The organism is Polaromonas sp., assembly GCF_030689685.1.
Taxonomy (GTDB): domain Bacteria; phylum Pseudomonadota; class Gammaproteobacteria; order Burkholderiales; family Burkholderiaceae_C; genus Polaromonas.
Genome location: NZ_JAUYEY010000030.1, coordinates 52,792 through 66,260 on the forward strand (window position 1 = coordinate 52,792; position 13,469 = coordinate 66,260).

Consider the following 13,469-nt stretch of genomic DNA (forward strand, 5'->3'; position numbering starts at 1 on the left):
CCGACCACGCCGTCAACCCTTGGCGGCCGCAGGAGCGGCCGGTGCTGGCTTGCCCGCCGCAGGGTTGGCGGAGGTCCCTGCTTTTTGCGCGTCAGTCGCGCGCTTAAGAGCCACCCGCATCGAAAAATTAGACACACGGCGCTGATCCCGTGCGCTGAGCGCAAGCGCCTTGCCGGTAATCTCGATCAGTTCGGGCCGGGTCAGCCACGGGCTGTTGTTGCTCAAGTTTCGCAACAGCTCAGACACCCGCTCGTTGGACTGCGCAACCCCCGTCAACAAAACCACCTGGTTGTCCTGCTTCATGCTGGTCAGGTACACCCCATCAGGCAATTGCCGCACCAACTCATCGAGCAGGTAGACCGGCAAATTCCGGTTACCCTGCAGATCTTCCACGGCATTCTGGCGTGCGCGCAACGCGGCAATTTCCTGCTGCAGCCCAGCGATTTCCTTGATCTGGTTTTCAAGACGCGTGATCTCCGACTTGAGGAACGTGTTTTGAGCCTGCTGCCCGGAAATCTGGGCCTGGTACCAGGAATACACCGCCCCACAAATCAGACCGCCCATCAGGGCCGCAATCCCCAAGGCCACAAAAAAGGCCTCGCGCCTGCGTTTGCGCGCCGCTTCACGGTGGGGAAGTAAATTAACCAGAATCACTGGAAAAACCTCCGCAAGGCCAGGCCGCACGATGTCAGGTAAGACGCTGCTTCGCGCTTCATCTTGTTTTCACGGATGTTGCCGCTGAGTGTCATGCCCTCAAAAGGATTGGCCACCATGCAGGCAAATGAGGTTTGCTGCGTCACGGCATCGGTCAAACCCGGCAGGGCTGACGAGCCGCCGGCCAGCATCACGTGGTCCACCTTGTTGTGCGGCGTGCTGGTAAAAAAGAACTGGAGCGCCCGCCCAATTTCCTGCGCCATGCTGTCGACAAAGGGCTTGAGCACGCTGACGCCATAGTCATCAGGCAGGTCGCCGCTGCGTTTTTTGCTCTCGGCTTCTTCAGGAGAAAAGCCATACTGGCGCACGATCAACTGGGTCAGCTGGGCACCGCCAAACGCCTGGTCGCGCTCATACAGTACTTCATCATTCTTGATGACCTGCATGCTGGTCGTGAGGGCGCCCACTTCAAACAGGGCCACCATGGTGTCCAGCCCCTTGTTCGGCAGGTTCTCAATCAAGCGCGCCGTCGCCAGGCGCGATGCGTAGGATTCGACATCAACCACTACCGGCTTCAAACCCGCCGCTTCGGCCAGCCCCTGTCTGTCGTTGACTTTTTCCTTGCGCGACGCTGCGATCAGCACCTCCACATCGCCTGCCGAGGTCGCGCTGGGGCCAACCACACAGAAGTCCAGGCTGACTTCATCGAGCGAAAACGGAATGTACTGGTTGGCCTCGGCTTCGACCTGGATTTCGAGCTCCTGCTCGCTCAAGCCACCGGGAAGAATGATTTTCTTGGTGATCACCGCCGACGCCGGCAGGGCCATGGCCACATTTTTAGTCCGGGTCCCGCTTTTTTTAACGACCCGGCGCACCGCCTCGGCCACCTCGTCGAACTTTTCGACGTTGCCGTCGGTGATCCAACCCCTCTCCAAGGGCTCAATCGCACAGTGATCAAGCACCAGGTTGCCTGCCTTGTCACGGCTCAATTCCACCAACTTGACGCTTGACGAGCTGATGTCCAAGCCCAGCAAGGCGGACGATTGGCGGTTAAATAAGGATCCCAAAGAGATCAAGACAGTCCCCAAATGATGGCTAACAGGTAGCGCTACAAACTTAAGAAATCACTTGAATGCTATCAGTAAGGTCCTTGTACAACAAAGGATTTTTCGTTTTTGACTTACTATCACCGTTGTCAAAAGTAGACGCTTTTCGCTGGTTTGCCAATTGGGTGCCAGAACAGCGATTGATCAATAAATGCAAAATGTGAACTACCTCACATACGCCGGGTCTTCCAGCACAGTCAATTTTTATAATGTTGGCGCGAACTTACGGTAAACCCTTATGCCCCCACATTCCTCGCCCGCCGAATCCCGCACTGCTTCGGGTCCCAAGCTGCCATGGCTGCCTGCCGTGTTGAAAGTCGCAGCCTGGAGCCTGGGGGGGGTGCTGGCCGGGCTTGCGGCGGTCCTGATGGTCGTGGCGATTGCCCTGGCTGTGGCTTACCCGAACCTGCCGGACGTGTCCGATTTGCTCGACTACCGGCCCAAACTGCCTTTGCGGGTGTATTCGTCGGATGGCGTGTTGCTGGGCGAATTCGGCGAGGAGCGCCGCAACCTGACACCGATTGCCGACATCCCCAAGGTGATGAAGGACGCCGTGCTGGCCATCGAAGATGCGCGCTTCTTCTCGCACGGCGGTGTGGACTACATCGGCGTGATCCGTGCCGGTCTGGCCAACATGGGCCGCGCCAAAAGCCAGGGCGCCTCGACCATCACGATGCAAGTGGCGCGCAATGTCTACCTCTCCACGGAGAAGAGCTACACCCGCAAAATTTACGAGATACTGCTCACCTTCAAGCTGGAGCATCTGCTGAGCAAGGACCAGATCCTCGAAATCTATATGAACCAGATTTTCCTGGGGCAACGCGCGTATGGTTTCGCGGCCGCCTCGGAGGCGTATTTCAGCAAACCGCTCAAGGACGTCAGCATCGCCGAGGCGGCCATGCTCGCGGGGTTGCCCAAGGCACCGTCCGCCTACAACCCGGTCAGCAACCCGAAGCGCGCCAAGTCACGCCAGCTCTACATCATTGACCGCATGCAGGACAACGGCTTCATCACCCCGGCGCAGGCCGAAGTGGCCAAGGCCGAGCAGCTCAAGGTCAGATCCGGACCGGACGCCGCCCGGGTGCACGCCGAGTTTGTGGCAGAAACCGTTCGCCAACTGGTGTTCAGCCAGTACGGTGACGAAACCTATACCCGTGGCCTCAATGTCTACACCACCCTGCGCGCCGCCGACCAGACGGCGGCCTACAAAGCATTGCGCAAAGGCATCATGGACTATGAGAGGCGGCAAATTTACCGCGGGCCCGAAAAGTTCATTGAGCTGTCCAAAGATCCCCAGGAAACCGAAGACGCCATTGACGATGCCCTGGCCGACAGCCCCGACAACGACGACGTGATGTCGGCCATTGTGCTGGAAGCCGGTCCGAAAAAAATCGTCGCGGTGCGCCAGAACAGCGAGACCATAGAAATCACCGGCGATGGCCTGAAACCCGCCCAGTCCGGCCTGGCCGACAAGGCCGCGCCGAATATCAAGATTCGGCGGGGGGCCCTGATCCGCGTCACCAAAACACCTAAAAATACCTGGGAGATCACGCAGTTGCCGGAAGTCGAAGGCGCATTTGTTGCAATCGACCCGCGCAACGGCGCGGTTCGCGCGCTGGTCGGCGGCTTTGACTACGAAAAGAACAAGTTCAACCACGTTACCCAGGCCTGGCGCCAGCCCGGCTCCAGCTTCAAGCCCTTCATCTACTCGGCGGCGTTGGAAAAAGGCTTCACGCCGGCCACCGTGGTCAACGACGCGCCGCTGTTTTTTGACGCAGGCGTCACCGGCGGCCAGCCTTGGGAGCCGAAAAATTACGACGGCACCTTTGACGGTCCGATGAGCCTTCGGCGCGGCCTGGCCAAATCAAAAAACATGATTTCCATCCGGGTGCTGCAGGCCGTCGGCGCGAAACACGCCCAGGAATGGATCACCCGTTTCGGTTTCGACGCAGAGAAACACCCGGCCTACCTGACCATGGCGCTGGGTGCCGGCTCGGTGACACCGCTTCAGATGGCTATCGGTTATTCGGTCTTCGCCAACGGCGGCTACCGCGTCAACCCCTACCTGATCACCAAAATCACCGACCAGAAAGGGCGCACCGTCATCGAAACCCCGGCCCCCGGCCTGGATGAGTCGGTCCGCGGCATCGAAGCGCGCAATGCCTTCATCATGTCCAGCCTGTTGCAGGAAGTGGCGCGCACGGGCACCGCCGCCAAAGCCCAGGCCACGCTGAAACGGCCCGATCTGTACGGCAAGACCGGCACGACCAATGACTCGATCGACACCTGGTTTGTCGGCTACCAGCCGACGCTGACGGCCGCAGTCTGGATGGGCTACGACACGCCCAAAAAGCTGGGCGACCGGGAAACCGGCGGCGGACTGAGTCTGCCGGTCTGGATCAACTTCATGGAATATGCGCTCAAGGGCGTGCCGGTCACCGAATTCACGCCGCCCGAGGGGGTGGTCAACATCGGCGGTGAATGGTTTTACGACGAATACGCCAAAGGCTCAGGCGTCAGCAGCGTCGGTCTGGGCGACAAGCCTGCCCCCGGCGCGGGCGCGGACAACCCTGTTCAGGGCCAGCCGGTACCGCCCGGCGCTGCGATTCAGTCACCGCCCCCTAGCGATGAAAGAAAACGGATCCTGGATCTGTTTAAAAACTAATCAGGAAGGTGCGCTGAAAACCAGCGGCTGACGGGCCTGCTCGCTGGCGTAACGCGACAGCCCGGCAAACAGCTCACTGCCATCCTTGGTGTCGCGCCATTGGCCGTCAACCAGCTTGTAATGAAAGCCGCCGGCGCGGGCGGCCAGCCAGATTTCCTGCAAGGGTTTTTGCAGGTTGATGATGATCTGGCTGCGATTGACAAAACTCAGCGTGATCATGCCGCCGGTGCGCTGGTTGTCCACATCCGCATCGGTCTCCTCGTTGATGCGGTCGCAGGCCATTTCAATGGCATTGAGCGCAGCCTCCGCATGGTCCAGGTAATCCAGGTCCGTCATTACAATCCCATCATGTTTGCAAGATCACACATTCGAGCTCAAATTCTAGGCCGTGGCAGCGTCGTCTTCGCGGGTCATGGCTTTTGCACGCTGGCGCTGGCGCTGGCCGCAACAGCCGGCCTGACGGCTTGCGGCCAGAAAGGCCCGCTGTTTTTCCCGCCGCCGCCGAAAGCGCTTCCCACGGCGGGCGTCACGCCGGTCACGCCGGCCAGCACCCTCGGCACACCGGTAGAGACACCCAACATCCCGCAGCCGCCACCCGCCGCTCCCCCCACCTCGGCACCGCGATGAGCGCGCCGAACATGCCCGCTGCGTCCGTGACAGATTTGCCGGGTGCCCCCCAGCTAGCCTACCGGCAGGGCCAGTTGCACCTGGAAGAGACCAGCCTGCACGCGCTGGCCCAGGAACACGGCACGCCGCTGTTTGTGTACTCCAAAGCCGCCATGCTGGCGGCGCTGGCGGCCTACCAGCAGGGTTTTTCTGGGCGCGATGCGCAAATCTGCTACGCCATGAAAGCCAACTCCTCGCTGGGCGTGCTGCAGGTGTTTGCGCAGGCCGGTTGCGGTTTTGACATTGTTTCGGGTGGCGAGCTCGAACGCGTGCTGGCCGCCGGCGGCGATGTGCGCAAGGTCATTTTTTCTGGTGTTGGCAAAACACGCGCGGAAATGCAACAGGCCCTGTCGGCCGGCATCGGCTGCTTCAACGTCGAGAGCGAAGCTGAACTGGACGTGCTGTCGGAGGTGGCGCTGGCCATGGGCCAGGTGGCGCCAGTCAGCATTCGTGTCAACCCCAATGTCGACCCGAAAACCCATCCTTACATCTCCACTGGCCTCAAGGACAACAAGTTCGGTGTGGCGCATGAGGATGCACTGCGGATTTACCGGCACGCGGCGTCGCTCCAGGGGTTGCGGGTGGTCGGCATCGACTGCCACATCGGCTCGCAAATCACCGAGACCACGCCTTACCTGGATGCCATGGACCGGGTGCTGGACCTGGTCGACAGCATAGAAGCCGCGGGCATCACGATTGAACACATCGACTTTGGTGGCGGTCTGGGTATCAATTACAACCAGGACACACCACCGGCCGCAGACGCCCTCTGGCAGGAGCTGCTGGCCAAACTGGATGCACGCGGGCATGGCGGCAAAAAGCTCATGGTCGAGCCGGGTCGCTCGCTGGTGGGCAATGCCGGCGTCTGCCTGACCGAGGTGCTTTACCTCAAGCCCGGTGAACAGAAGAATTTTTGCGTGATCGATGCCGCGATGAACGACCTGCCGCGTCCCGCCATGTACCAAGCCTTCCACGCCATCGTGCCGGTCGTGCCTTCATCAAGCACACCAGAAGCCACCTACGACGTGGTGGGCCCGGTGTGCGAAAGCGGCGACTGGATAGGCCGCGACCGCGCGCTGGCGGTACAGGCCGGTGACTGCCTGGCGGTGTTGTCGGCGGGCGCTTATTGCATGAGCATGGCCAGCAACTACAACACGCGCGGGCGGGCCGCCGAGCTGCTGGTCGACGGCACAAAGGCCCATGTGATTCGCCGCCGGGAGACCGCCGCCGACCAGATGCGGCACGAGCAGCTGGTTTCCGGCTGACTGACGCCTGGCCCGGCGATCCAGGCTTGCATCACTATTATTTTGATAGCTGACCAGGGACGACGGGCATGGGCTGGAGGCGTTTTTTCTTCATATGTTGCCGGGCACGCCAGCCCATCAGCACCGCAAGAATGACCGCATACACCGCAACTTCCGCAAAGTCGTTCTTGCCCGAACGCATCCAGAAAAAGTGCAGCAGGCCCAGCCCGGCGATCAGGTAAACCAGCTTGTGCAGCGTCTGCCAGCGTCTGGCGCCCATCTTTTTGATCGCGGCATTGAAGGACGTGGCGGCCAGCGGCGTCAGCAGCAGGAAGGCTGAAAAACCCACCAGGATGAAGGGACGCTTGATGATGTCCTTGATGATCTCGGGTACGTCGAAGCCCATGTCAAACCAGCTGTAACTCAGCAAGTGAATCACCCCATAAAAGTAAGTGAACAGACCCAGCATGCGCCGAAAACGCGCCAGCGCCAGCGTGCCGCTGACCATTCGCAGAGGGGTGACCGCCAGCACGATGCATAAAAAGCGGAGCGTCCAATCACCGGTCGCGCGGATCAGGTGCTCGGCCGGATTCGCACCCAGGTTGTTGGTGAAGGCGCCGTAAAACAGCCAGGCAAAAGGCAGCAGCGCCAGCACAAACACCAGGGGCTTGGCCGCCGGGTGCATCAACGCCGCATTGGCAGCCCTCATCAGAAATTCTTCTTGAGATCCATGCCGGCGTAGAGCTGGCCGACCTGCGCCTCATAGCCGTTGAACATCAAGGTTTTTCGCTTTTTCGCAAACAGGCCGTCTTCGCCAATGCGGCGCTCGGTCGCCTGGCTCCAGCGCGGATGGTCCACGCCCGGATTGACATTGGAATAAAACCCGTATTCGTTGGCGGCGGCCTTGTTCCACGCGGTGCGCGGCTCCTTGTCGGTGAAGCGAATCTTGACAATGCTTTTGCCGCTTTTAAAACCGTATTTCCAGGGCACCACCAGGCGCACTGGCGCGCCGCTCTGGTTGGGCAGCACCTCGCCGTACATACCGAAGGTCAGCAGCGTCAGCGGGTTCATCGTTTCGTCCATGCGCAGTGCCTCCACATAAGGCCAGTCAAGCACGCGCGAGCCGACAAAAGGCATGGTCTTGGGATCAGCCTGGGTGATGAACTCGACGTATTTGGCGTTGCCCAGTGGCTCGACCTTCTTGATCAGCTCGGCCAGGGAATAACCAACCCATGGAATGACCATCGACCAGCCCTCGACGCAGCGCAGCCGATAAATGCGCTCTTCCTGGGCGTTGAGCTTGATCAGGTCTTCGATGGCCCAGGTTTTAGGCTGCTTGACCAGGCCTTCGATGGCCACCGTCCACGGCTTGGTGACGAGCATGTGGGCGTTTTTGGCAGGATCCGCTTTGTCGGTGCCAAACTCGTAGAAATTGTTGTAGCTCGTCACGTCTTTGTAATCGGTGACTTTTTCCATGGTCACCGCGCCGGCGACGGCGGACTTGGCGCCGGGCAAGGCGGCCAGTTTTCCGGGCTTGGCCACGGCCTGTGCCAGCGCCTCGCGACCCGCCCAGCCGGCCATCGCCGCACCGGCTGCGCCGCTGGCCATCAGTTTGATCAAATCACGCCGCTGCTGGTAGACGCCTTGAGACGTGATCTCGCTGGAAACCGGATGGATGAAGCCGCTACGGAGGGTTTTGATGAGCATGTTTGTGTCCTTGTGGGCTGGGGCGGCAATTGAGGGTTAGTCTTGATACGCAGCCACTTCTTACAAGGATTCAAACGCTGCCTACAACGTTCCGTAACTGTGCAAGCCCGACAGAAACATGTTCACGCCCAAAAAGGCAAACGTGGTGACGGCCAGCCCCACCAGCGCCCACCAGGCCGCCACGGTACCGCGCAGGCCTTTCATCAGCCGCATGTGCAGCCATGCGGCGTAGTTGAGCCAGACAATCAGGGCCCAGGTCTCCTTCGGGTCCCAGCTCCAGTAGCCGCCCCAGGCTTCGGCCGCCCACAGCGCGCCCAGCACCGTGGCGATGGTAAAAAACGCAAAGCCGACGGCAATCGACTTGTACATGACATCGTCAAGAACTTCAAAACTAGGCAGCCTGGCCGCAATGCGCTTGCGCCCCAGCAAAATAACAGCGGCAATCAACCCCGACACCAGTAAGTAGCCCTCCCAGAAATTGCTGCCACCCGCACTGGCGGGCGTTGCGCGGAAAACGATCGGCACCAAACCCAACACCACACCGAGCAGCCACAGCGGCGTAAGCCTGTACCAGCGGGTCTCAAGAGCCTGCTGCTTGATCAAATAGGCCAGCGACACCATGGCCGCCAGTGAGAACATGCCATAGCCCACAAAGTTGGCCGGTACGTGCACCTTCATCCACCAGCTTTTCAAGGCCGGAACCAGCGGCTGGATTTCATGCGCCCCGCGAACCACGGTGTACCACAGCAAGAAACCCACCGCCGCACTGACCACCAGCATCACAAACGCACCCATGGCACGGGTCTTGTAGTGCGCTTCGAAGTAGAGATAAAACGCCGCTGTCATCCAGCTGAACAGCACAAACACTTCGTACAGGTTGCTGACCGGAATGTGGCCGACATCGGTTCCAATCAGGTAACTTTCGTACCAGCGCACCATGGTGCCCACCAGCGCCATGCCGACAGCCACCCACGCAATTTTGGAGCCCAGGGATTCCAGGGTGTCGCTCTGCCCTTTGCCGAACATGCCGAGCCAGTAAAAACCCGTGCTCATAAAAAACAGCACGCTCATCCACAAGATCGCCGACTGGCTGGACAGGAAATACTTGAGCCAGAACACCTGTTCGGCCCGCGCCAGGTCACCCTGGTAAGACACAATGCCGAGCAGGGAAAAACCCGCCACCAGCAGCACCAGCGCGCGCAGTGGCCGCCAGAACCAGGCCATCGCAATCACAGCAGGAATGGCGCCCAGCAAGATGCCTTTTTCATAAACGTCCATGAAAGCGCCGTAGCGCGTAAACGCATACACGCCGCCGACCAGCGTCAATGCCGCAAAAATCCAGTCCAGCAGATTGCGCTTTGCAAAATAGCCTTCCTGGAGGCTGATGGTCGCCGCATCCGCAGTGCGCGAGCTCAGGGTGGTGGTGGTGTTCATCGTGGCCCCTGTAAAAATTTTGTTTTCAACATCTCGAACTCCCTGTCGCCATCCATGGTTTTTCGGTTGATCGACATGGCCATGGTAGCGAAGCTGCCCGCGCCTGATACTGGACCTTTTTGGGAGGCTGCGGCATGCGCCGGTCCGGCAGCAGGCGTCAACCAGATCCAGAGACGGCGCTCACGCACATACAGCATCGCAAAAATACCCAGAATCAGCAAGGCACAACCCAGGTAAACAATGTTTTTTCCGGGCGTGCGCGCAACCTGAAACACGCTGGCCTGCAATTGCGTGAAGTCCTTCAGCGCAAACGCCACGGGCGCCGGGTAATGGTGCGCATCGCTGAGGGAAAGCACCGTCTGCGCCATATAGGCCTGCGTTCTGTCATCGCGCGGCAGCGGCTCGAGGCCGGCTTGCTCACGCGTGAGTTGGGCCAGCTCAAACAGCACGCCGTTGAGAATGCGCACCAACACCTCGCCGGCGCGGTTGCGCTCGTCCTCAGGCACGTTGGCTTCCATGAAGTCGGACATCGCCTGTAGCCCGGCGAGCGGTGTGTCTTTGGTATTGCCACCTGCCGCCGGCTCGGGGCCGGCGAACAGCGCCAGCGCCCGCGACGCGGAAGCCGTCAGTTGCCCGGCCAAGTCGGGGCGGTCGGCAGCGATGGCCTGGCGCACATAACGCTGAACCGCCCGCTCGCGCTGGGCCGGGTCGGCCAACGCCCGGCGCAGGCGCAGGAACCCGTCCATGCTGCCCTGCTCATCGGCAGGGATGCGCAGGTACTGAAACGGCTCGGCCGGGGTCTCCCGCACTCCCAGCAAAAACAGCGTCGGGCTGGCCTCTGCAGCGTCCATCTTGACCGGCAGCATGTAGTTGTGAAACTCGCGTGCCTGACCGGCAGCGTCACGCAATTTGTAGGTCACGCTGGGGCCGACGTTGCGCAACTCCTTGTTCTCCCTGGTTTTGTTGGCGGCACCGAGGCGCGAATCAATAGCCTGAATAGCCTGGCGTAAATCGACCTTGCGCACATCCGCCCCCGAGGGCGCCCCCAGACTGCCCGAGCCGGCAAAATTTTCGACATTGATGACACGCAGCGCGGTGTACTCAAGTGTCATTTTTTCCGCGCCGTTGGTCAGGCTGCTGGAGCCGCCAATCGTGCCCTGAATATCAAAGACCTTGCTCGCAGGCGGTCCGCTGCTGGCCATCGGTACCGACTTGAGCGTGACGCTGGAGCCGCCATCGTCAAAGCTGGACTGGTAAATCTCTATGCCCCTGTGCCGGGCCGGGTGGTTGACTTCGACGCGCGCCGGAATTTTCTCGCCGGTTTGCTTGTCGTGAATCACGATCTCGCTGGCAAACAGCTTGGGCATGCCGGTCGAGTAGTACTCGACAATGAATTTTTTCAGTTCAACGGCAAAAGGCAGATCCTGCAACACCACGCCACCGGGCTGGTTCAAGATGGCGGTGCTGGACTGCGTGCCTTCGGCAACCAACAGGTTGGCCCGGAAGGTGGGGTTGCGCGCACTGAGGCGGTGCTGTGCAGGCACATCGGCAATCAGCCCGCCGCCTGTGTAGATGGAGATATTATTCCACCACATTTGCGCCCGCACCATCAGGTCGCCATCAAGCAAGCCTCCGACACATACCAGCACGATGGCGCTGTGCGCCGCGATGTAACCGAGCTTGTTGGCGGCGCCCACCTTGGCGGCCACCATCCAGCCTTCGCCCAGCGGCGTGCTTCTTTGCTGTAGCTTGACCTTCCAGCCGCCCTGCACCAGCGTTTGCCCGATGCGCCGGGCCGCCGCTTCAGGCAGATCGGCCAGTGCCCCGTCGGCGCGGTGGCCAAACGCCTTCAGGCTTTGTTCACGGATGTTTTCTTTGAGCTGATTCAGCTCGCTCAGGATTTTGGGCGCGCTTCGGCTGATACACAGGCTGACACTGATCACCAGGAAAGCCAGAATCAGTATGAACCACCAGGCGCTGTACACCGTGTTAAGGCTGACCGTGTCGAACACCTGGGCCCAGAACGGGCCAAACTGGTTGACGTAATTGCTGCTCGGCTCCTGCTGCTTGAGCACGGTGCCTATCACCGAGGCGATACAGATGATGGTAAGCAGCGAGATGGAAAACCGCATGGACGACAGCAGCTCGACGCTGGAGCGAAGGGCGTGGGAGCCGGACTTGAGCCGCAGGCCGTGGGTGGAAACTGTCATGCGAGTGGGGCAATGGGCAAGGTGGGCTGCAATGAGAAAGGCGGGCCTACATCAAGACCCGCCTCGGTATGGAGTGTTTATGTCGACCGAGGTTCAATACAAACCGCAAGAAAGCGCTGTATTTGCGCAAAAAAGCAGCCGGCCCTGCCTGTGCAGGGCGCTGGCCGGCGGCTTTAGCGCAAACCGGCGATGTAATCGGCAACCGCACGGATCTCGCGGTCGTTCAATTTGGCGGCGACCTGGTTCATCTGCAGGCTGTTGCTGCGGCCACCGTCGCGGAATGCCGTCAACTGGACTGCGGTGTATTCAGCGTGCTGGCCGCCCAGGCGCGGGTACTGGGAAGGAACGCCGGCGCCATTGGGGCTGTGACAGCCTGCGCAGGCCGGTACCTGGCGGTCGGAAATGCCACCGCGGTAAATCCGCTCGCCGAGGGCGACCAGTGCCTTGTCCCTGGCAAAACCGGGCTTGACAGGCTTGGAGGCGACCCAGTAGGAGATGTTGCGCATGTCGTCATCCGACAGCGCTGCGGCGAAGCCCTGCATGATGGCGTTTTTGCGCTTGCCGGACTTGAATTCCTGCAACTGCTTGACCAGGTACTCGGGATGCTGCTGCGCCAGTTTGGCATTGGCGGCGATCGCCGAGTTGCCGTCAGCGGCGTGGCAAGCCACACAGACCGCAGCATAAGTCGCTGCGCCCTTCACAAGATCGGGTTTGGCAACCTTGGCCGGGGCGGCCTCCCCGGCTGCCATGGACAGGGCAGGCACAGCCAGCAGGGCAGCAAACAAATAAGTAAACAACGAAGTGGAAACTGGCTTCATATCGGGAGTTTAATGGTTGGCTCTAAAGTGGACTTGGCAATTGGCGCACGCCTCAAGCTGCATAAAAAGCCCCGTCGGGGCAGCAACTTAACGCAAAACTCCCTGATTTTACAATGGCTTGGGGGACAATCCCAAATATGAGCATATCTCCCCGATCCACCCCCATCAAAACGCCCAAGCCCAGCCACAAGCGTCCCATCCCCAAAGTGGCGGCAGCCAAAATGGCGGCGGCCCTGGCGGCGCAAGTGCCCCCCTCTGCCGAGGCGAAGATTGCCATGGGCTGGCTACACACGGCCAAATTCCTGACCACCGCACCCGAACTCAAGCACCTGCCACCGCTAGAGGTGCCGGAAATTGCCTTTGTCGGCCGCTCCAATGCCGGCAAGTCCACCTGCATCAACACACTGACCCAGATCAACCGCCTGGCCTTTGCGTCCAAGACGCCAGGGCGCACGCAAAGCATCAACCTGTTCTCGCTCGGCAAACAGGGTGTCATGGATGCGGTGCTGGCCGATTTACCCGGTTACGGTTATGCCGCAGTGCCCAAGGCGGCCAAGGCCCGCTGGCAACAGGTCATGGGCAATTATTTGCAGACACGCGACACGCTCAGGGGCGTGGTGCTGCTGTGTGATCCGCGCCACGGCCTGACCGAACTCGACGAAATCCTGCTCGACGTGATCCGTCCGCGCGTCGAGGAGGGCCTGAAGTTCCTGCTGCTGCTGACCAAGTCCGACAAGCTCAACAAGACCGAAGCAGCCAGGGCACTGTCCATTGTGCGACTGCAGGCCGGCGGCGGCGATGTCAAACTGTTTTCAGCGCTGAAGCGGCAAGGCGTGGAGGAAGTGGCCCAGCACCTGTGGCAGTGGGCGCATCCGGCTGCCAAAGCAGAGGCGGCAACGGCTGCCCCACCTGCTGCGGACGAGCCCCAAGCCGGGTAACACCGGCGGGTCGTTTCACTTCGCATT

The 13,469-nt window shown here is 60.6% G+C and carries 12 protein-coding genes; 4 read left to right on the forward strand and 8 right to left on the reverse strand.

The features are described 5' to 3' along the window. Positions 1-12 precede the first annotated feature (12 nt). Both Q8O29_RS08135 and Q8O29_RS08140 read right to left on the reverse strand, forming a co-directional pair. Entirely contained in the window at positions 13-654 is a 642-nt protein-coding gene (locus Q8O29_RS08135) for a PilN domain-containing protein (RefSeq protein WP_305561659.1), read from the reverse strand. Then, positions 651-1,730, reverse strand: a complete 1,080-nt coding sequence (locus Q8O29_RS08140; protein WP_305561661.1) for a pilus assembly protein PilM — start codon at positions 1,728-1,730, stop codon at positions 651-653. Before Q8O29_RS08140 ends, Q8O29_RS08135 begins: the two co-directional genes overlap by 4 nt. A 268-nt stretch (positions 1,731-1,998) precedes the next feature. On the opposite strand from Q8O29_RS08140, the gene Q8O29_RS08145 reads away from it, so the two are divergent. After that, a complete protein-coding gene (locus Q8O29_RS08145; RefSeq protein ID WP_305561663.1) occupies positions 1,999-4,425 on the forward strand; it encodes a penicillin-binding protein 1A in 2,427 nt (808 codons plus the stop codon). On the opposite strand, the gene cyaY is transcribed toward Q8O29_RS08145, so the two are convergent. Then, positions 4,426-4,761, reverse strand: a complete 336-nt coding sequence (gene cyaY, locus Q8O29_RS08150) for an iron donor protein CyaY (protein WP_305561665.1) — start codon at positions 4,759-4,761, stop codon at positions 4,426-4,428. 12 nt (positions 4,762-4,773) lie between these two features. Between cyaY and Q8O29_RS08155 the strand changes: the two genes are divergently transcribed. Then, complete coding sequence (locus tag Q8O29_RS08155; protein ID WP_305561667.1) at positions 4,774-5,052, forward strand: lipoprotein; 279 nt, start codon at positions 4,774-4,776, stop codon at positions 5,050-5,052. Positions 5,053-5,063: 11 nt separating this feature from the next. Next, positions 5,064-6,356, forward strand: a complete 1,293-nt coding sequence (gene lysA / locus Q8O29_RS08160; protein ID WP_305561669.1) for a diaminopimelate decarboxylase — start codon at positions 5,064-5,066, stop codon at positions 6,354-6,356. A 37-nt stretch (positions 6,357-6,393) separates the two neighbouring features. Here lysA and Q8O29_RS08165 read toward each other — a convergent pair whose 3' ends face one another. From Q8O29_RS08165 to Q8O29_RS08185, 5 genes are all read right to left on the reverse strand, one after another. Next, positions 6,394-7,044 carry a sulfite oxidase heme-binding subunit YedZ gene (locus tag Q8O29_RS08165; protein ID WP_305561671.1) on the reverse strand — a complete coding sequence of 217 codons (651 nt, stop codon included), beginning with the start codon at positions 7,042-7,044 and terminating at the stop codon, positions 6,394-6,396. After that, positions 7,044-8,042, reverse strand: coding sequence for a protein-methionine-sulfoxide reductase catalytic subunit MsrP (gene msrP, locus Q8O29_RS08170; RefSeq protein WP_305561673.1), 999 nt, complete (start codon positions 8,040-8,042; stop codon positions 7,044-7,046). The genes Q8O29_RS08165 and msrP overlap by 1 nt, the downstream gene beginning before the upstream one ends. Before the next feature lie 81 nt (positions 8,043-8,123). Beyond that, entirely contained in the window at positions 8,124-9,476 is a 1,353-nt protein-coding gene (gene ccsB, locus Q8O29_RS08175; protein ID WP_305561675.1) for a c-type cytochrome biogenesis protein CcsB, read from the reverse strand. After that, positions 9,473-11,686 (reverse strand): cytochrome c biogenesis protein ResB, encoded by a 2,214-nt coding sequence (locus Q8O29_RS08180; RefSeq protein WP_305561677.1) that lies wholly within the window; start codon positions 11,684-11,686, stop codon positions 9,473-9,475. The genes ccsB and Q8O29_RS08180 overlap by 4 nt, the downstream gene beginning before the upstream one ends. Before the next feature lie 173 nt (positions 11,687-11,859). Beyond that, positions 11,860-12,504: a c-type cytochrome gene (locus Q8O29_RS08185; RefSeq protein ID WP_305561679.1), complete on the reverse strand. Its 645-nt coding sequence runs from the start codon at positions 12,502-12,504 to the stop codon at positions 11,860-11,862. A 221-nt stretch (positions 12,505-12,725) separates the two neighbouring features. On the opposite strand from Q8O29_RS08185, the gene yihA reads away from it, so the two are divergent. Next, entirely contained in the window at positions 12,726-13,442 is a 717-nt protein-coding gene (gene yihA, locus Q8O29_RS08190; RefSeq protein ID WP_305561735.1) for a ribosome biogenesis GTP-binding protein YihA/YsxC, read from the forward strand. Positions 13,443-13,469 lie beyond the last annotated feature (27 nt).

Bases quoted from the DNA above. Each gene is read 5' to 3' on its own strand.
- Q8O29_RS08145 (WP_305561663.1), top strand. From the start codon at position 1,999: ATGCCCCCACATTCCTCGCCCGCCGAATCCCGCACTGCTTCGGGTCCC.
- cyaY (WP_305561665.1), bottom strand. From the start codon at position 4,761: ATGACGGACCTGGATTACCTGGACCATGCGGAGGCTGCGCTCAATGCC.
- Q8O29_RS08155 (WP_305561667.1), top strand. From the start codon at position 4,774: ATGTTTGCAAGATCACACATTCGAGCTCAAATTCTAGGCCGTGGCAGC.
- lysA (WP_305561669.1), top strand. From the start codon at position 5,064: ATGCCCGCTGCGTCCGTGACAGATTTGCCGGGTGCCCCCCAGCTAGCC.
- Q8O29_RS08165 (WP_305561671.1), bottom strand. From the start codon at position 7,044: ATGAGGGCTGCCAATGCGGCGTTGATGCACCCGGCGGCCAAGCCCCTG.
- msrP (WP_305561673.1), bottom strand. From the start codon at position 8,042: ATGCTCATCAAAACCCTCCGTAGCGGCTTCATCCATCCGGTTTCCAGC.
- ccsB (WP_305561675.1), bottom strand. From the start codon at position 9,476: ATGAACACCACCACCACCCTGAGCTCGCGCACTGCGGATGCGGCGACC.
- Q8O29_RS08180 (WP_305561677.1), bottom strand. From the start codon at position 11,686: ATGACAGTTTCCACCCACGGCCTGCGGCTCAAGTCCGGCTCCCACGCC.
- Q8O29_RS08185 (WP_305561679.1), bottom strand. From the start codon at position 12,504: ATGAAGCCAGTTTCCACTTCGTTGTTTACTTATTTGTTTGCTGCCCTG.
- yihA (WP_305561735.1), top strand. From the start codon at position 12,726: ATGGCGGCGGCCCTGGCGGCGCAAGTGCCCCCCTCTGCCGAGGCGAAG.